General features: G+C 71.0%; 15 protein-coding genes and 2 pseudogenes. 5 read left to right on the plus strand and 12 right to left on the minus strand.

Annotated elements, in window-relative coordinates; genetic code table 11:
* Window positions 1-44: 44 nt before the first annotated feature.
* A pseudogene (locus LG274_RS09190) lies at window positions 45-1,066 on the minus strand (IS3 family transposase); the annotation flags it as partial.
* A 62-nt stretch (window positions 1,067-1,128) separates the two neighbouring features.
* On the minus strand, window positions 1,129-1,629 hold the full coding sequence (locus tag LG274_RS09195; protein WP_298714778.1) for a restriction endonuclease subunit M: 501 nt from the start codon (window positions 1,627-1,629) through the stop codon (window positions 1,129-1,131).
* Between the two features lie 756 nt (window positions 1,630-2,385).
* On the opposite strand from LG274_RS09195, the gene LG274_RS09200 reads away from it, so the two are divergent.
* Window positions 2,386-2,778, plus strand: a complete 393-nt coding sequence (locus LG274_RS09200) for an SHOCT domain-containing protein (protein WP_158184098.1) — start codon at window positions 2,386-2,388, stop codon at window positions 2,776-2,778.
* Between the two features lie 137 nt (window positions 2,779-2,915).
* Window positions 2,916-3,810, plus strand: a protein-coding gene (locus tag LG274_RS09205; protein WP_404464064.1) for an IS5 family transposase whose coding sequence is annotated in 2 segments (ribosomal slippage) — window positions 2,916-3,272 and window positions 3,274-3,810 — 894 coding nt in all. Because the reading frame shifts where the segments join, the coding sequence is not laid out codon by codon here.
* On the opposite strand, the gene LG274_RS09210 is transcribed toward LG274_RS09205, so the two are convergent.
* Together LG274_RS09210 and LG274_RS09215 are read right to left on the minus strand one after the other, a co-directional pair.
* Complete coding sequence (locus LG274_RS09210; RefSeq protein WP_319075780.1) at window positions 3,807-4,016, minus strand: hypothetical protein; 210 nt, start codon at window positions 4,014-4,016, stop codon at window positions 3,807-3,809. The genes LG274_RS09205 and LG274_RS09210 overlap by 4 nt on opposite strands.
* Before the next feature lie 46 nt (window positions 4,017-4,062).
* A pseudogene (locus LG274_RS09215) lies at window positions 4,063-5,108 on the minus strand (zinc-binding dehydrogenase).
* Window positions 5,109-5,332: 224 nt separating this feature from the next.
* Here LG274_RS09215 and LG274_RS09220 point away from each other — a divergent pair.
* The gene (locus LG274_RS09220) at window positions 5,333-7,246 is read left to right on the plus strand and encodes a BCCT family transporter (protein WP_366371160.1); all 1,914 of its coding nucleotides are present in this window, start codon (window positions 5,333-5,335) and stop codon (window positions 7,244-7,246) included.
* A 115-nt stretch (window positions 7,247-7,361) separates the two neighbouring features.
* Here LG274_RS09220 and LG274_RS09225 read toward each other — a convergent pair whose 3' ends face one another.
* The 3 genes from LG274_RS09225 to LG274_RS09235 all read right to left on the minus strand — a co-directional run bounded on the left by LG274_RS09225 (window position 7,362) and on the right by LG274_RS09235 (window position 12,131).
* The gene (locus tag LG274_RS09225; protein ID WP_404464067.1) at window positions 7,362-8,816 is read right to left on the minus strand and encodes an amino acid permease; all 1,455 of its coding nucleotides are present in this window, start codon (window positions 8,814-8,816) and stop codon (window positions 7,362-7,364) included.
* Window positions 8,817-8,926: 110 nt separating this feature from the next.
* Window positions 8,927-10,753 (minus strand): alpha-amylase family glycosyl hydrolase, encoded by a 1,827-nt coding sequence (locus tag LG274_RS09230; protein ID WP_404464069.1) that lies wholly within the window; start codon window positions 10,751-10,753, stop codon window positions 8,927-8,929.
* A 40-nt stretch (window positions 10,754-10,793) separates the two neighbouring features.
* Complete coding sequence (locus LG274_RS09235) at window positions 10,794-12,131, minus strand: MFS transporter (protein ID WP_404464071.1); 1,338 nt, start codon at window positions 12,129-12,131, stop codon at window positions 10,794-10,796.
* Between the two features lie 30 nt (window positions 12,132-12,161).
* Here LG274_RS09235 and LG274_RS09240 point away from each other — a divergent pair, with 30 nt between their 5' ends.
* Window positions 12,162-12,740 (plus strand): nitroreductase family protein, encoded by a 579-nt coding sequence (locus LG274_RS09240; RefSeq protein ID WP_404464073.1) that lies wholly within the window; start codon window positions 12,162-12,164, stop codon window positions 12,738-12,740.
* Between the two features lie 116 nt (window positions 12,741-12,856).
* On the opposite strand, the gene LG274_RS09245 is transcribed toward LG274_RS09240, so the two are convergent.
* The 4 genes from LG274_RS09245 to LG274_RS09260 form a co-directional block, all read right to left on the minus strand.
* Entirely contained in the window at window positions 12,857-13,708 is an 852-nt protein-coding gene (locus LG274_RS09245; protein WP_298710566.1) for a hypothetical protein, read from the minus strand.
* A gap of 9 nt (window positions 13,709-13,717) precedes the next feature.
* The gene (locus tag LG274_RS09250; protein ID WP_298986398.1) at window positions 13,718-14,545 is read right to left on the minus strand and encodes an exodeoxyribonuclease III; all 828 of its coding nucleotides are present in this window, start codon (window positions 14,543-14,545) and stop codon (window positions 13,718-13,720) included.
* Between the two features lie 21 nt (window positions 14,546-14,566).
* Entirely contained in the window at window positions 14,567-15,448 is an 882-nt protein-coding gene (gene nadE, locus LG274_RS09255) for an ammonia-dependent NAD(+) synthetase (protein ID WP_404464076.1), read from the minus strand.
* A gap of 66 nt (window positions 15,449-15,514) precedes the next feature.
* On the minus strand, window positions 15,515-15,958 hold the full coding sequence (locus tag LG274_RS09260; RefSeq protein ID WP_248117912.1) for a MarR family winged helix-turn-helix transcriptional regulator: 444 nt from the start codon (window positions 15,956-15,958) through the stop codon (window positions 15,515-15,517).
* Between the two features lie 160 nt (window positions 15,959-16,118).
* On the opposite strand from LG274_RS09260, the gene pyrE reads away from it, so the two are divergent.
* Window positions 16,119-16,709, plus strand: a complete 591-nt coding sequence (gene pyrE / locus LG274_RS09265; protein ID WP_298710554.1) for an orotate phosphoribosyltransferase — start codon at window positions 16,119-16,121, stop codon at window positions 16,707-16,709.
* Window positions 16,710-16,794: 85 nt separating this feature from the next.
* Here the strand turns inward: pyrE and LG274_RS09270 are convergent, their stop codons facing one another.
* Window positions 16,795-17,835, minus strand: a complete 1,041-nt coding sequence (locus LG274_RS09270) for a magnesium and cobalt transport protein CorA (RefSeq protein WP_298710550.1) — start codon at window positions 17,833-17,835, stop codon at window positions 16,795-16,797.
* Window positions 17,836-17,851: the final 16 nt, after the last annotated feature.

Here is a 17,851-nt window from a genome sequence, read left to right on the forward strand (position 1 = left end):
TCTCATGCCTCGAAGACGGTTACACCACTTCCAGGGACTTGACCGCCGATGATGACCTGTGCGTGCAGCAGTGAGTAGAAGCTGTTGATGTTGAGGCACTCGTCGCGGATCCGGCTGTTGAACGACTCGACGTACCCGTTGCGCCACGGCGAGCCCGGAGGGATGTAGGACAGGCCGGTGCGGGTGCCGGCCCAGTCGGCCATCGCCTCGCTGATGAACTCCGGCCCGTTGTCCGACCTGAGCACCGCCGGGGCGCCCCGGGCGGCGACGAGGTCCTCGAGGTGGGCGGTGAGTCGGTCGGCGGTAATCGAGCGCTCCACGAGGCCGCCGATGCACTCCCGGGTGTGTTCGTCGACGATCGAGCAGATCTTGATCGGTCGTCCGTGCTCGTCGGCGTCGAACTGGAAGTCCACCGCCCACACCACGTTCGGCGCGTCCGCCGTCGGCGCGTCGACGGTCGAGGACCCGACGCGCTTGCGTCGACGCCGCTGCGGGACCCGGAGCCCTTCGTCACGCCACAGGCGTTGGATCTTCTTGTGGTTCACCACCCACCCCTCGGCGCGGGCGTCGTGATACGCCCGCCGATACCCGTAGCGGGGATGGTCCTTCGCCCAGGCGCGCAGCCACTCCCTGAGCGCCCGATCCGGGTCCGCGACCGTGTCGCCCTTGAGCGGTCGCCGGTACGCGGAGCGGCTCAGCCCGACCAGACGGCACGCCATCCGTTCGCTCACCCGCAACTTGCGCTTGAGGTGATCGACGGCGGCGCGGCGCCTGTCCGGGCTTAGAAGTTTCCCTCAGCCAGCTCCTTGAGCGCGGCCTTCTCCAGCTCCGCTTCCGCGAGCAGACGCTTCAGGGTCGCGTTCTGCTTCTCCAGCTCCTTCAGGCGCTTTGCATCGTCGGCCTTGAGGCCGCCGTACTGGTTCCGCCACCGGTAGTACGTCTGCTCGGACACCCCGAGCTCCCGGCACACCGCCGCGACGTCCTGACCATCGGCGAGCATCCTGTCGGCCTGCCCGAGCTTACGGACGACCTGCTCGGGGGTGTGACGCTTCCTGCTGTTCGTCATGATCTGACCAGTCTCCCTGCCCGCGACCGCGGGCAACAGGACGACTCTCATAACGACTGGACCTACGAAACGGGGTCAGCCCAGTCCACCTTGTGATGGTGGGTGTAAGTGAGCATCTCGAGAGCGTGGAAGTTCTCGGCGTTGATGACCGTATGGAAGGGCTTGCCACCGCCGTTCTCGACTCGGCCGGTCTCGACGAGGCCGGGGTACATGTGATCGCGGAACTCAGCGACGACGACGAGATCGGAAATGGCCGCCTGGGCCTCCTGCTCGCCGTCGACGGCGGTCAGGCGGGCGGTGCCGGTAGTGCGGTCGATGTGGTCGACGTGCCAGAGGGTCTGGTCACCTTTCTTGGTCTCCCCGCGGGGCGGGAGTATGCGGACCTTGTCCCCCTTGCGGACGGGCCGAGAGGGCAGTTCCACGGCCTCGGGGCGGTGCCCCTCGAACACGAGTCCGAACTGGCGCTGACGCCGGGTGCGGTTCTTGATCTCGCGTTCGAGGTTGGCCGCGAGGTCTGGGTTCGTGGCGCGGACCTGGCCGAGGAGGTCAGAGAGGCTGGACATAAGGGTGGATGCCTTCGCGTGTGTGCCAGTAGGTGTCGATGGTGGCGACCTTCCGAGAGTAGGCCGGGCGTCGTTCTAACGACTGGGGCGACACGCTTTGGTCTTTCGCCACGGCCCCGGTCAAGCGCGCCCGCCGCCATGAGCGCACGGCCGGGTTCACCCGCGCCGACGAGTACGGGCCCGCGTACACATCACCAGGGGGCTTGCCACCTGAGAGGCGGGAGGCCGCCTAACCTAGAGCCGCTCCCACGGGACCACGTGGACACATCCAGACCCCCGCGGGAGCCTTCCCAGGCGCAGGCCCGCGGGGGTCTTTCCATGCCCAGACGAGTCCGCCAGGCCCTCGGGACGCCCGCGGCGTCGCCCGGGAGGCCAATCCTGTGCGTGAAGAAGCCCCCGGGAGACTCGTCCGAGTCTCCCGGGGGCTTCCCCTGTGGAACGTACAAACCGTTCCCTGGCCGTCTTGCAAACGGCCCGCGGTGCGCGAGGGGGGACTTGAACTGACCTCGACCCCCTCGCGCCGCGAATCTTGGAAGGGCGTTCTGCCGCATGAAATCAACGATCTACGGCATGTGCCCTGTGGATGACTCCACCGCGATACCTCGACCTGCAGGTTGCTTAGCACTTTCGTTAGCACTTTTGCGGCGCGCCCAGCTCTGGCTGAGGTAGGCAGGGGCCGCTTGCCGCTTGCTACCCTGGGTTCACACGAAACTCTAGGCTTGGCCCCCAACCGGGCCGGAAGGTGAGGTCAGGAACATGGACTTCTGGAGCACGATCTGGGATGCGATCTGGTGGTTCTTCACCATCTTTGTGTTCGTCGCCTACCTCATCGCACTGTTCTCAATCATCAGTGATCTCTTCCGGGACCGCGAACTCAGCGGCGTCTACAAGGCGATCTGGCTGCTTTTCCTCATCTTTCTTCCGTTCCTCACGGCGCTCGTTTACCTGATCTTCCGCGGTCGTGGGATGGGCGATCGAGCCGAGCGACAGGCACGAGAGGCCAAAGCAACGGCGGACGACTACATCCGGACTGTTGCTGGGGGACCTGCGTCTGAGATCGCGCAAGCCAAGCAGCTACTCGACAGCGGAACTATCTCCGAGGCGGAGTTCCAGAGTCTGAAGCAAAGCGCGCTGGATGGTTCCCGTTAGCGTTGTCGGGCAAGTGCACGAGCGTCCTCGCCGCGGCTACGACTGCAAACGTCTCTTCGGCAGCCGGGAAGAAGTCGACGGTGGTATCTAGGGCGTGTCTGAGAATAGATGCACGAGTCAGCTGAGACCCTGGGGACATGTCCCGGTTCCAGATGCTCTCCGACGCCCAATGGGAGTTGATCGCCCCGATGCTCCCGACCCGGACCGGCCGCGCCGGCAGGCCGTTCGCCGACGCCCGCACCATGGTGGAGGCGATCATCTACCGATACAGGTGCGGAATCGCTTGGAGGGATCTGCCCGAGGTCTACGGGCCCTGGCAGACCGTGTGGACCTGGCATCGGCGCTTGGCTGAAGAAGGCACCTGGGACACGGTGCTGGCCACGCTGACCGCCGCCGCTGACGCCGAAGGCCTGATCGATTGGTCGGTCTCGGTGGACTCCACGATCGCCCGCGCCCACCAGCACGCGACGAACATCACCCGCCACACAGGGGGATGGATCGAACTACAAGAATCCGCGTGAGGAGCCGGCCGATCACGGCATCGGGCGCTCCCGTGGCGGGCTGAGCACGAAGATCCATCAGCTCGTCGATGGGACCGGGCTGCCGCTGGTCAGCCTGATCACCCCCGGCCAGGCAGGGGACTCCCCGATGCTGCTTCCTCTTCTGGAGCAGCTGCGCGTGACCCGGCCAGTAGGGCGGCCCCGGACCCGCCCCGAGGCCGTGCTGGGCGACAAGGCGTACTCCTCCCGGGCGATCCGCACCCACCTGCGCGCCCGCCGGATCAAAGCCGTCATCCCCGAGCCGGCCGACCAGCAGGGCCACCGCAGACGGCGCGGTGCCCGCGGCGGGCGCCCCGTCAGCCTCGACGCGGACGCCTACAAGGGCCGCAACGTCATCGAGCGCCAGTACGCGCACCTGAAGCAATGGCGGGGCCTGGCGACCCGGTACGACAAGTACGCGATCGTCTACCGCGCCGCCGTGGTGTTGAACGCTGTGCTCGCATGGTCAAAACGATTGTCAGACATGCCCTAGTCGCCGTCCACCACGTGCATGGCCTCCGACTCCGCGGCGCGCAGCGCGTCGACGGCGCGGCCGTCGCCGGCCCAGTCCTGCGGGTCGTCGGAGCTGCCGGGCGCCGGCTGGCCGTCGCGGCCGTCCAGGGGCTCGGGGTCGCCAGCGGCCTGGGGGTCGGCCAGCAGGTCGGCCTCCAGCTCGATCTCGTTCGGCTCGGTGCTCATGGAGTTTCTCCTGTCGTCGAGGGTGAGGGATGCGGAAGGCACCAGCTCAGGCGCTGATGATGACCTTGAGGGCCTTCTGCTGCGCGGCGTTCTTGAAGGTCTCGTACGCCTCGTCCCACTGGTCGAAGGTGAAGCGGTGGGTGACGAACTCCTCCGGGTGGATCGAGCCGTCCTGGATGCGGCCGAGCAGCTCGGGCGCGGTGGTGGCGTTCACCAGGCCCGTGGTGATGGTGATGTTGTTGATCCACTCGCGGTCGAGGGCGAACTCCACCGGCTTGCCGTGCACGCCCAGGTTGGCCACGTGGCCGCCGGGGCGGATCGCGTCCACGCACATCTGGAAGGTGGCGGGGATGCCCACCGCCTCCATCGCGACGTCGACGCCGAGGCCGTCCGCCGTCAGCTCGTTGATCCTCCCCAGGGTCTCCTCGCCCGGGGTGAAGACGTGGGTGGCGCCGAAGCGGCGCGCGGCCTCGAGGCGGAACTCGTTGCCGTCGACGGCGATGATCGCGCCTGCGCCCTTCGACGCCGCCGTCATGATGGCGGACAGGCCCACGGGGCCGGCGCCGACGACGAGGACGACGTCGCCCTCGGAGACCTGGCCGGCGAGGACGCCGATCTCGTAGCCGGTGGGCAGGATGTCCGAGAGCATGACGCCCTGCTCGGCGGTGACGCCCTCGGGCAGCGGGATGAGGCCGTTGTCTGCGAACGGGACGCGGACCAGCTCGGCCTGCGTGCCGTCGATCAGGTGACCGAAGACCCAGCCGATGCCGCCCATGGCCTGGCAGTGGGAGGTCAGGCCCTCGCGGCAGTACGAGCAGTCCATGCACGTGGAGACGCAGGAGATGATGACGCGGTCGCCGACCTTGACGTCCTTCACCTCCGCGCCCGCCTCGGTCACGACGCCGACGCCCTGGTGGCCGAGGATGCGTCCGTCCGTGACGGCGGGGACGTCGCCCTTGAGGATGTGCAGTCGGTGCCGCAGATGGTGGTGGTCTCCACCTTCACGACGGCGTCCGTCGGGTCGATGATCGTGGCGTCCGGGACCTCTTCCCACACGCGCTTGCCGGGACCGTGGTAGACGATGGCCTTCATGGGCTGACCTCCTGTGAGGGGATCCCCGGTCCCGGTGCGGAGCCGGATCGAGGGGGCCCGGGTGCTCCGGGACTCCCTCCCCTCCAGCGTAGGGTCGGCGCCCGCTCGAGCCCAGGGGCGAGGCCCGCCGTCGTGTGTGCGCCGTCACGAGCTGCCGTGAGAGCGGACACGATCCTCCGTCCCTCTCCGCGCCCAGCCGCCGGCTCCCCCGTAGGGTGGACGGCATGATCGACGACACTCCGCCCGCGACCAGGGGCACGCCGCCGGGCGTGTCCGCCCCCACCGCCTCCCGATCCGACGACCCCGTTCCCACCACCGCCGCCGACGCCTCCACCAGCGCGGGGCGCGCCCTCGTGCCGGGTGTCTTCTGGCCCACCGCTGCCATCGTCCTGGGATTCGTGCTCGCCACGCTGTTCTTCCCGGACCAGATGACCACCGCCATCTCGGCCGTCCAGGGCGCCATCATCACGAACTTCTCGTGGTGGTACGCCGCCGTCGCGCTGTTCTTCGTCCTCTTCTGCGTCTACCTCGCGTTCTCCCGCAAGGGCGCCATCACGATGGGCAAGCCGGACGAGAAGCCCGAGTTCTCCACCCTGTCCTGGTTCTCCCTGCTCTTCGCCGCCGGCATGGGCATCGGCCTCGTGTTCTACGGCATGACCGAGCCGCTCATGCACTTCGTCTCGCCGCGTCCGGACATCGCGGCGACCAACCCCACCCAGGGCCAGGCCTCGCAGAACGCCCTGGCGACCACGTTCCTGCACTGGGGCCTGCAGCCCTGGGCGATCTACGCCGTCGTGGGCGTGGCCGTGGGCCTTGCCATCCACCGCCGCGGCCGTCCCCTCTCCCTGCGCTGGGCCTTCGAGTCGATCCTCGGCGAGAAGCGCACCCGCGGCGGATGGGGCCACCTCATCGACACGCTGGCCCTCGTGGGCACCGTGTTCGGCGTCGCCACCTCGCTCGGCCTCGGTGTGACCCAGATGGCCGCCGGGCTGCGTGCCCTCGGGTTCGTCCCTGAGGACAGTGCGTGGCTCGAGTACGTGATGATCGCCCTCGTGACCTGCGTCGTCCTCTACACGGTGGTCTCGGGAGTGGAGCGCGGCATGAAGTGGCTCTCCAACTTCAACCTCATCCTCGCCGCGGGCCTGCTCCTCTTCCTGCTGATCGTGGGACCCACCTCCTTCCTCTTCAAGGAGATGGTGCAGTCCACCGGCGCGTACCTGCAGAACTACTTCGCCAACTCCCTCAACGTCTCCGCGTTCTTCGGCGCGGAGGGCGATGCGTGGCAGGCCGGCTGGACGGCCTACTACTGGGGCTGGTGGATGTCCTGGACCCCCTTCGTCGGCATCTTCATCGCCCGCATCTCCCGCGGGCGCACCGTGCGTGAGTTCATCGCCGGCGTGATGCTCGTGCCCACCCTGATCTCGATCCTGTGGTTCGGCATCCTCGGCGGCACCGCCATCTACATGGAGACCGTCCGCCCCGCGGGCTACGAGTCCGTGGTCGGCGCCGACGGCTCGATCGATGCGAACACCGCCCTGTTCCAGGTCGTGGAGCAGCTGCCGGCCGGCAGCGTCATGATGGTCGGCTTCATCCTCCTCTCGGCCGTGTTCTTCGTGACCTCCTCGGACTCCGGCTCGCTCGTGATGGGCATGCTCGCCACGGGCGGCGACGTGAACCCCAAGGTGATGATCCGGATCTTCTTCGCGATCGCCACCGCGTTCATGGCGGCCGCGCTGCTCATGGCCGGCGGCCTGAGCGCCATCCAGACGCTCGCCATCACGATCGGCCTGCCGTTCAGCATCATGATGCTCGTGATGTGCCTGTCCACGTTCCGCATCCTCAGCTACTCCGTGGCCCGCGTGGAGGCCGTGCGCCGCGCGGCCATGCTGGCCTCCATCAAGGACCGTCTCGGCCTCGAGACGGACGATCCGGACGTCGTCGACGGCGGCCCCGTGGCCGCCTCGCAGTGGTGGGCCTCGCTGAGCCGCGACCGCCAGCACAGGATCGCGCAGGTGGCCTCGCCGGGTGCGGACCACGAGATCCGACTCGCCGACGGCACGCCGGCCGGCAGCACGCCGGTGGCGCCGTCGCGGGGACCCTCGGCGGACGCCCCCGGCGGCTCGACCGCCGCGGGCTGACCCCGCGGCAGACCCGACCCCGCACGCAGACGAGCCCTGCGTCGTCGCCCTCATCCGGAAGGAATGAGGACGACGGCGCAGGGCTCGCCTGTGTCTGTGCCGCTCCGCGCGGCGGTCAGTCGTGCTGGCGGACCACCGGCAGGGTGCCCGTGCGGTCGTGCACGGCGGCGGACGTGCGGACGCCGGTGAGGAACCATGCGGCGGTGAGGCACGCGACCCACACGAGGCCGATCAGCAGGGCCTGGCGGGACTCCGGGACGGTGGCCATGGTGATGACCACCGTGGCCACGAAGGCCAGGCCGAGCCATGTGCCGAGGGCGCCGAGCGGCATCGGGTACACCGAGGGGGCCGCGCCCTGCTCCTTCACGCGGGCCTGCATGGCGCGGTGCGAGAGGAAGATCATGGCCCACGTGAAGACCACGGCGAAGGAGGCGACGCCGGCCACGAGGACGAACGCGTCCGGGTTCACGGTGATGAGGATCGCGCCCAGCACCATGACCCCGAGCATCACCACGATGCTCAGCCACGGCACGCCGCCGCGGTTGACGCGGGTGAAGGCCCGCGGCGCCTGGCCGTCGTGCGCCATCGCGTAGAGCAGGCGGCCCGCGCCGTAGATGCACGCGTTGATGGCGGAGATCGCGGCGGTCAGGACCACGAAGTTCAGCAGATGCGGGGCGAACGGCACGCCGAGCCCCTCGAAGATCTGCACGAACGGGCTGGTCTTGCCGTCCACGGCGGTCCACGGCATGAGGGCCATGATGACCACCATGGTCAGCACGTAGAAGAGCAGGATGCGGACGGGCACGGCGTTGATGGCCTTCGGCAGCACCTTCTCCGGGTTCTTCGCCTCGCCCGCGGCCACGCCGAGGGTCTCGATGCCGCCGAAGGAGAAGGTCACGATCGTCAGCGCCAGCAGGACGCCGCCGAAGCCCATCGGCAGGAAGCCGCCGTGGTCCACGAGGTTGTTCAGGCCCGCCGGGGTGCCGTCCGTGAAGGAGGCGCCCGTGAACATGAGGATGAGGCCGCCGAAGATCATCGCCACGATGGCGCCGACCTTGATGAGCGTCAGCCAGAACTCGGTCTCGCCGAAGCTGCCGACGTGGGTGAGGTTGACCAGTCCGATCACGAGGATGGTGGCCGCGACCCACGCCCAGCCGGGCACGTCCGGGAACCAGAACGCCATGTACGTGGTGATGGCGGCGGTGTCCGCCACGATCACGACGGCCAGCTCGAACACGAAGGTCCAGCCGGTCACGTAGCCCGCGAAGGGGCCGAGGTAGCGGGAGGCGTACGCCGCGAACGAGCCGGAGACCGGCTCCCGCAGCGTCATCTCGCCGAGAGCGCGCATCACGAGGTACACGGCGGAGCCCGCGATGAGGAAGGCAAGGATGACGCCGGGGCCCGCGGTCTGGATGCCGCCGGCCGAGCCGTAGAACAGCCCGGTGCCGATCGCCGTGCCGAGGGCGATGAACATGATGTGGCGCTGGCTCAGCCCGCGGTGCAGCTGGCTCTCACCGCCGCCGGCCGGGGCGGCGCCTGCGGCATGCGCGCCGGAGGGGGTTGCGTTCACGAGAAGGGTCTCCGCTCAGGGTGTGAATGAGATGACATGCCATGGTGACTCACTCCACAGTGGAGTGGCAAATGTTTGCCACTCCCCGGCAACCCTCGGATCTGCGCTGGTCAGGCCTGCAGCAGCCAGGCCGCCGAGTTGGGGACCAGGCGGCCGTCGGCGAGTGCGTCCGGGTCCTCGAGGGAGGACAGGGCCTTCGCGTGGCCGGCGGGCAGGTCCAGGGGCTCGGCGCCGAGGTTGGCGATCACGAGCACCGTCCGGGCCGGGATCGGCTCGCCCGAGCCGAGGTGGTGGCCCCCGCCGTTGGTCACGGTGAACGCGAGCACGCCGCGCTCCGGGTCGTGGTGCTCGGACCACGCGAACGTGCCGGTGCCCAGGTCCAGCTCGCCGCGGATCTCCAGCAGCCGGCGGTACAGCTCGAACACGGACCCCTCGACGCCGACCTGGCGGTCCGCGGCCAGCGCCCGGAAGGACTCCGGCTGGGGCAGCCAGGGGGAGGCGGGCGCGGTGGACGCGCCGTCGTCGTCGGCGGTGGCCGAGAAGCCGTACGCGGGGGCGTCCGCCTCCCAGGGCAGCGGGATGCGGCAGCCGTCCCGGCCGGGCTCCTCCCCGTCCGTGCGGAAGAAGTACGGGTCCTGGCGGTGCTCGGCCGCGAGCGTGGTGTGCTCGGGCAGGCCGAGCTCGTCGCCCTGGTAGATGTACGCCGAGCCGGGCAGGCCCAGCTCGATCAGGGCGGCGGCTCGGGCGCGACGGCGGCCCAGCTCCTCGTCCGGCTGCTCGTCGTCGGCGGTGATCCCGGCGGGGTAGGAGCTCGGATCCGTGAGGCCGTAGCGGGAGGTGTGCCGCACGGTGTCGTGGTTGGAGAGCACCCACGTGTTGGGCGCCCCCACCCGCTCGGCCGCCGTGAAGGAGCGCTCGATCGCGGAGGACAGGGACTGCGCGTCCCAGCCGGCCACGAGGTAGGTGAAGTTGAAGGCCTGGTGCATCTCCCCCGGGCGCACGTAGCGGAACGTGCGGGAGAGCGGGGCCACCCAGGCCTCGGCCACCATCATGGGCTCGTGGTCGTAGGAGTCCAGCACCCGGCGCCACTGCCGGTACACCTCGTGCACGCGGTCCTGGTCGATGAACGGCATGAGGGGCTCGAAGGTGTCCGGGTCGAACGTGGGGTCGTCGTCCTCGCCGGCGTCCACCACCATGCCCATGCGGGTGTGCTCGGAGTCGGGGTAGCCGGGCTTCTTGATGAGCCCGTGCGCCACGTCCACGCGGAAGCCGTCCACGCCGCGGTCCAGCCAGAACCGCAGGATGGCCTCGAACTCCTCGCGGACCTCCGGGTTCTCCCAGTTCAGGTCCGGCTGCGTGGTGTCGAAGAGGTGCAGGTACCACTGGCCCGGCGTCCCGTCCGCCTCGGTCACGCGGGACCACGCGCCGCCGCCGAAGGTGGAGAGCCAGTTGCTGGGCGGCAGCTCCCCGTGCTCGCCGCGGCCCTCGGCGAAGTGGTAGCGGGCGCGCTCGGGGGAGCCGGGCGAGGTCGCCAGCGCCGCCTGGAACCACGCGTGCTCGGAGGAGGTGTGATTGGGCACGAGGTCCACGATCACGCGGATCCCCGCCGCGTGGGCGGCGTCGATCATCGCATCCGCGTCCTCGAGCGTGCCGAACCGCGGGTCGACGGCGCGGTAGTCCGCCACGTCGTAGCCGGCGTCGTGCTGCGGGGAGAGGTAGAAGGGCGAGAGCCAGATCGCGTCCACGCCCAGGGTCTGCAGGTAGTCCATGCGCGCGGTGACGCCGGGCAGGTCGCCCATGCCGTCGCCGTTGCCGTCCGCGAAGCTGCGCGGGTACACCTGGTAGATCACGGCGTCCACCCACCACGGCGTGGTCGGGCGGTTGCGGGCTTCCGACGGCGGGGTGGTCAGGCGGGTGGCGGGGGATGGCGTGGTCATGGGCTCCAGCCTAGAGCCGGCGGCGGTCGGCGGGTCGGTCTCAGCCCCTCGAGACCTCCGGCAGGCGCAGGCCCGCGACGACGCCCGCGGCCCCGAGCGCGGCGAGGAGGAGGAGCGCCCACGTCGCGCTCGCGGCGGCCAGGGCGGCGCTGACGGCGCCCACCACCAGCAGGATCACGCCCATCGCGGTGTTGGACACCGCCGTGTAGACGGTGCGCGTGTCCCCGGAGGCCATGTCCATGAGGTACGTCTTGCGGCCGACGCGCACGCCCGTGTGCGCGAGCGTGAGCAGGAAGTAGGCGCTCACCAGCAGCACGCCGCCCGCCCCGCTCCCGCCCCGGAACGCCGGCAGGGCCGCCAGCACCACGACGACGACGATCACCGCCGACGCGATCGCCGCCGTCACCGCCATGAGCAGCCGGCTGGAGCGGTCCGCGAACCGGCCGAAGAGGCGGCCGCCGACCAGCGAGGCCACCCCCGAGGCGATCACGAAGCCGCCGAGGCCGGCGAGCGCGTCCGTGCCGGCGTCGAGGGCCAGCATCACGATGAACGGCGGACTCAGCGAGGAGACCAGCAGCAGGGAGCGCACGGTGACGAAGTGGCGGAAGTCCCGGTCCTCGCGCAGCAGGGCCCAGGAGCGGCGGGCGAGGGGTCCGTCGTCCCCGCCGTCGTCGACGGCCTCCTTCCCACCCTCCTCGGGGTCCTCGGCGGGCTCGCGCAGGGTCAGGGAGACCCCGGCGACCGCGACCCACAGCGCCGCCCCGACCGTCAGGAGCCCCGCGAGGGCCCCGGCGTCGAGGGAGCCTCCGCCGAGCCCGCGGATGCCCAGCCCGAGGGTGATCGCCACCAGCCCGGACGCCGTCGTCGCCAGCCCGGTGATCTGCCCGCGCTCGCCCGGGGGCACCACGCGGCCCTGCACGTCCTTGGAGGAGATCGAGCACAGGCAGCGCCCCAGGGAGAAGACGGCCAGGGCCGCCAGGATCAGCACGCCGGCCGCCAGCCCCGTCCCGAGTGCGGCGGTGGCGGCCATCGCGGCGACGGATCCCGCCTGCACGAGCGCGCCGAGGGCGAAGACGCGCTTGCGCCGCCGCGTGCGCAGCACGAGTGGGGTGAGGAACGCCTGCGGGAGCATGGAGAGGGACTCGCGGATCGGCTTGAGCAGGCCCGTGAGCGCGGGCGGGACGCCGAGCGCCGCGAACAGCCACGGCAGGACGGTGGAGGCGTTGACGATCTGGTCGCCCGAGGACTGCAGGGTGTTCGCGCCCACGAGGCGCAGGCCGTTGGCCGGGACGTCGCGGCGGACCTGCTCCGGGAGCCTCGCCTCGGCCTCGGGGCTGCGGGTGACCAGGCACGAGTAGATCCTCTCCGTGGTGCTCACTGCGTCCACGCTAGCGGCCACAATGGGCGGATGAAGCACTTCGACGACCCCGTCCTGCAGGCCATGGCCTCGCGCCGGTCCGTCTCCAAGGTGGGCCCGCAGACCCCGTCCGACGAGGAGGTCGCCCGCCTGCTGGCCGCCGTCACCCCGGTGGCGGACCACAAGGCGCTGCGGCCCTGGCGCCTGATCCTGCTGCGCGGGGAGGACCGGCGCGTGCTCGCCGACGCCCTCGACGCCGCCGCGGGCGTCACCCGCGCGACGGGCGAGGTGAACCCCAAGCCGTTCCGGGCGGAGCTGCTGATCGCCGTCGTCGCGAGCCGGACGGAGCACCCGGCGGTGCCGCCGTGGGAGCAGGACGCCACGGCCGCGGGCGCCGCGCACCTGCTCGAGCTCGCGCTGTGGCAGGCCGGGTGGGGCGTGATGTGGCGCTCCGGTCCGCACACGAACGCCGGAGAGGTGCGCGCGGCGCACGGCCTGGGCGAGGACGAGCTGCTCCTGGGCTGGCTGTACGTGGGGGACGTCGACCCGGCCTTCACAGCGAAGCTCGCCTCCTCGCACCGCCCGCCGCTGGACCCCGCGCCGTTCCTCTCCCGCATGCCGCGGGGCTGAGCTGCCCGCCGCGACACCCACGCCCGCCCCCCTCACGCCGTCGAGGTGTCACGAAATGTTGGTATCCGGCCCGGATACCAACAATTCATGACACCTCGTTCCAAGGCCCTGAGTGCTCAGTTCGCCCGGGCCAGCATCCCGACGGCCGCCCAACGCCGGTTGAGCCGCTCCTGGGCCACGCCGCCGGTCGCGGCATCGCCCTCCTCGAGCGCGTCGAGCAGCGTCCAGAGGTCGTACACGGAGTCGTCCGGCCAGACGTGCGACGTGAGTGCTCCGTAGTCCAGCTCGAGCACGGAGTCCGGGTGGAAGGAGCCCAGCCACTCGCCCATCACCGTCAGCTCGCCGAGGAGCTCGGACTCCGGGGCGTGCCGGACGAGCACCGCGGCCGCGTGCGCGCACCGCTCCCGGGCGACCGTCACGCGCGCCCGCCGGCAGGCCACCGTCTCCCCGTCCACGAGCCGCTGCACGGGCTCCTCCGGGTCGAACGCCGCGAGCCAGCCGTGCGGCACGCCCCACGTGGCGGTGCGCGTCTGCACGCGGTGGTGGCCGCCCTCGCCGTGCGGCTCGTCCGGGTCCGGGGAGAGCCCCCACTCGTCCTCGAGCTGCACGAGCGCGCGGCCGCGGTTCATGGCGCGGGCCGCCGCCGGGATCGCGGCCTCGAACGCGGACGGCGTCATGGCGCCCTCGAGCAGGGCGGCCGCCATCTCCGCGCGCAGTCCGAGCTCGTCCGGGCAGTAGAACGCGGAGCCGTGGGAGTCCGTCACCACGCGCACGAGCTCGTCCTCGCCGGGCTCGGGGAACGGGTCCGCGGCGCGGCGCACCAGGCGCTGCCGCGCCCGCTCGTCCGCCTCGGCCTCGACCTCGACGCGGGAGCGGTGCGTCCCGGCGATCAGCCGTGCCTGCACCGCGTCCGGGTACGCGGTGAGCGGCTGGAAGACGCGCAGGTGCGCGGTGCCACGGTGCGGCATGCCGGCGGCTCAGCCCAGCTCGACGACGACGGGCGCGTGGTCCGAGGCACCCTTGCCCTTGCGCTCCTCACGGTCGATGAAGGCGTCCGTGACCGTCTCGGCGAGCGCGGGGGAGCACAGCTGGAAGTCGATGCGCATGCCCTTCTTCTTGGGGAAGGCCAGGCCCGTGTAGTCCCAGTAGGTGTACACCCCGGGTCCGGGGTGGCGGGGGCGCACCACGTCCTGGAGGCCGGCCTCCTCGAACGCGTGGAACGCGGCGCGCTCGGGCGGGGAGACGTGCGTGTAGCCCTCGTCCACGAACAGGTCGATGTCCCACACGTCCTCGTCCTGCGGGGCGATGTTCCAGTCGCCGGTGAGGGCCAGGCGCGTCTGGGGGTCCGCGGCGAGGCGCTCGGCGGCGTGCTCGCGCAGCACCCGCAGCCACTCCAGCTTGTAGGGCATGTGCTCGTCCTGCAGGCCGCGCCCGTTGGGCACGTAGAGGCTCCACAGGCGGACGGGTGCGACGCCGTCGCGCGCCTCGGTGCCCACCGTCGCGCCGATCGCGCGGGACTCCTCGGCCGGGTCCTTGCCCCCCTTGCCGAAGTGCGGCTGGCCGGGGAAGCCGCGCTGCACGTCCGTGAGGCCCACGCGGGAGGCGATGGCCACGCCGTTCCACTGCGAGATCCCGTTGTGGGCCACCTCGTAGCCGGCACGCTCGAAGAGCTCCCACGGGAAGTTCTCGTCCTTGCACTTGGTCTCCTGGATCGCCAGGACGTCGATGTCCTGGCGCTCGAGGAAGGCCTCGACGCGGTCGGCGCGGGCACGGAGGGAGTTGACGTTCCAGGTCGCGATCTTCACCCGGCCAGCCTAACGAAGGGGTCAGCGCCACCAGTCGTCGTGGATGGTCACCGGCGTCGTCCGCTTGTGGCGGGAGCGCAGCCAGATGCCCTCGAGCCGCTCGGCGACCTCCTCGGGGATCTCCCGTCCCTCGAGGTAGTCGTCGATGTGCTCGTAGCTCATGCCCAGCTCGGTCTCGTCCGTCTGGCCCGGCTTGCCGTCCAGCAGGTCCGCGGTGGGGACCTTGTCCCACAGGTGCTCGGGGGCGCCCATCTCCTTCGCGAGGGCCCGCACCTGGCGCTTGTCGAGGCCGAACAGCGGCAGGATGTCCGCACCGCCGTCGCCGAACTTGGTGAAGAAGCCCGTGGTGGACTCCGCGCCCTGGTCCGTGCCGATCACCAGCTGCCCGTGCGCGCCGGCCACGGCGTACTGCGCGGTCATGCGCAGGCGGGCCTTCACGTTGCCCTTGTCGAAGTCGGAGATCTCCTCGCCGACGCCCGCGGCGAAGGCCGCCGCGAGGCCGTCGGTGGCGTCGCCGATGTTGATCGTCACCTCGCGGTCGGCGTCCACGAAGTCCAGGGCCGCCTGGGCGTCGGCCTCGTCGTGCTGCACCTTGTGGGGCAGGCGCACGCCGGTGAACTGGGGCGCCTCGCGGGTCGGGGCCCCGAGGGCGGGCTGCGCGCGGCCCTCCACGACCGCGTCCGCGACGCCCAGCTGCGCGCGGCGGCGCTCCACCGCGAGCTGGGCCAGTCGGCCGGCGGCCGTGGAGTCCACGCCGCCGGAGATGCCCAGCACGTAGCCGGACGCGCCGGTGGCCTCGAGGTAGTCCACGAGGAACTGCACGCGGGCCTCGACCTCGGCGGCCGGGTCGATCTCGGGCTTCACGCCCATCTCGTCGATGATCTGCTGCTGGAGTTCACGCATGCGGGACACCCTACGGCGGCGTCCCCGGGTGCGTCCCGGCCCTGGCGTCCCCGGGGAGGCCTCGGCTCAGGCCTCCGGGTGGCCGAGGTTGCGGGCCACCTGCCGCAGCGTGCGCAGGGTGACGTCGTAGTGCTCGGCGGGCAGGCCCTCCGTCGCGCGCTCGCGCAGGGCGGTCACGGCGGCCGCCACCCGGTCGCCCGCGGACCGGCCGGTCTGGGTGAGGGAGTACAGCTCGCCCTCGTACACCACCCATCCGGACTCCACGAGCTCCTCGAGCTGGCCGGCGACGGCGGCGCGCTGCTCCTCCTCGAACCCACCCGTGAGCTCGGCGGTGGTCCGCGGTGCGGTGGAGAGGACGTTGAGGACCTGCCACTGCGCGCGGGTGAGCCCGTGCTCCTCGAGGGACTGGGCCACCTGGGCCGCGATCAGGGCCTCCGTCACCGTGAGCCAATGGGAGAGGGGGAGGCCGGAGGGGTGCTGGTGGGTCGTGTCGTTCGCCTGGTCCGTCATGGCCCCGAGCGTAGCCAGCGGGGCGCGGGAGCGGCAGGGGGCGGCGCCCCCTGCCGCGGCCGGGCACAGTTCTGCCAGGCAACCACGGGGTCGCCTGGAAGAACCCGGCCGGAGCCCGTCGGCCGAGATGGGCGCGATCGGCCGCGATTAGGCTGGGCGCATGACCGACGCGCAGACCCAGACCGCCGACCCCACCCCCGAGCAGGATCGCGAGCGACTCAAGCAGCTCATCACCGAGCTCGCCGTGGTGCACGGCCGGGTGACGCTCTCCTCCGGCAAGGAGGCGGACTACTACGTGGACCTGCGCCGCGTCACGCTGCACCACGAGGCGGCCCCGCTGATCGGCCGCGTGATGCTGCGCCTGCTCGAGGACGCCGGGATCGAGTACGAGACGATGGGCGGCCTCACCATGGGCGCCGACCCCGTGGCCACCGCGATGATGCACGCCGCCGGGGCCCAGGGCCGCGCGCTCGACGCGTTCGTGGTCCGCAAGGCGCAGAAGTCCTACGGCATGGGCCGCCAGGTCGAGGGCCCGGGCGTGGACGGGCGCCGCGTCGTCGTGCTGGAGGACACCTCCACCACCGGCGGCTCCGCGCTCACCGCGGTGGAGGGCGTGCGTCGCGCCGGCGGTGACGTGCAGGCCGTGGCCGTGATCGTGGACCGCGCCACCGGTGCCGCCGAGCGCGTGGCCGAGGAGGCCGGGGTCCCCTACCTGTACGCCTTCGACAAGGACGAGCTCGGCCTCCACTGACCCCGTCACTTTCGTGAGGGAAATCGTCGCCTCCATCCCAGCAGGTTGGCCAGGAGGCGACGATATCCCTAGCGAAACGCGGGGGTCAGAGCCAGTCGTTGCGCTTGAACAGCACGTAGAGCGTGACCGCCACCGCCAGCATGAGCGCGAGGGCGAAGGGGTAGCCCCAGAACCAGTGCAGCTCCGGCATGTGGTCGAAGTTCATGCCGTAGATGGACCCGATGAGCTGCGGGGCGAAGATGATGGCCGCCCACGAGGAGATCTTCTTCGTCTGCTCGTTCTGCGCGATCGACTGCTCCGCCAGCCGTTTGCTCGCGAGGGTCGAGTCCAGGGCGAGCGCGTTCTCCAGGACGGTGCGCAGGGACGCGGCCTTGTCGTTGAGGTGGACCACGTGGTCGTGCACGTCGCGCAGGCGGCGCAGGGTCTCCACGGCCGCGTCGTCATCCACGTGGGCGGCGTGGGAGCCGTCCAGCTTCGCGCCCGTGGCGCTCTCCACGGACCGCTGCATCTGCTGCACCATGGCGGGCAGCTCCTTGATGGCGCGCTGCACGTGGATCACCTGGCGCGAGAGCTTGTAGATGCGCCGTGACACGCCCCTGTTCCGGCGGAAGAGCTGGTCCTCGATCTGGTCCACGTCCGTCTCGAGGCCGTCCATCACCGGGAAGTAGTCGTCCACCACGCGGTCCAGGATCTCGAAGGAGACCTGCCAGGGCCCGAGGGCCAGCCGGTCCGGGTGCTCCTCCAGGGCAGCGCGGATGCCCGCCAGGTCGGGCTCGTCCGAGTGGCGGACGGTCACCACGAAGTTCTCCCCGGTGAAGACCGAGAGCTCGCCGATGACCACGAGCTCCTTCTGGTCGTCGTAGCGCGCGGGGTGCAGGACCATGAACCAGCCGTCCCCGTAGTGGTCGAGCTTCGCCCGCTCGCCGCCGTTGACGGCGTCCTCGACCGCCAGCTCATGGAGGTGCAGCTCGGTCGCCACCGCCTGCAGCTCGGCCTCGCTCGGCCGGTAGAGCCCGAGCCACGCCATGCCCCCCTCCCGCTCGCAGGACTCCCAGGTGTCGTCGAGGCTGGTCGGCGTGTGGACGCGCTTGCCGTCCACGTAGACGGCGTTGTCGATGGTGGTCACCGGGACATTCTGCCCC

Source organism: Micrococcus antarcticus (assembly GCF_044872765.1).
Classification (GTDB): domain Bacteria; phylum Actinomycetota; class Actinomycetes; order Actinomycetales; family Micrococcaceae; genus Micrococcus.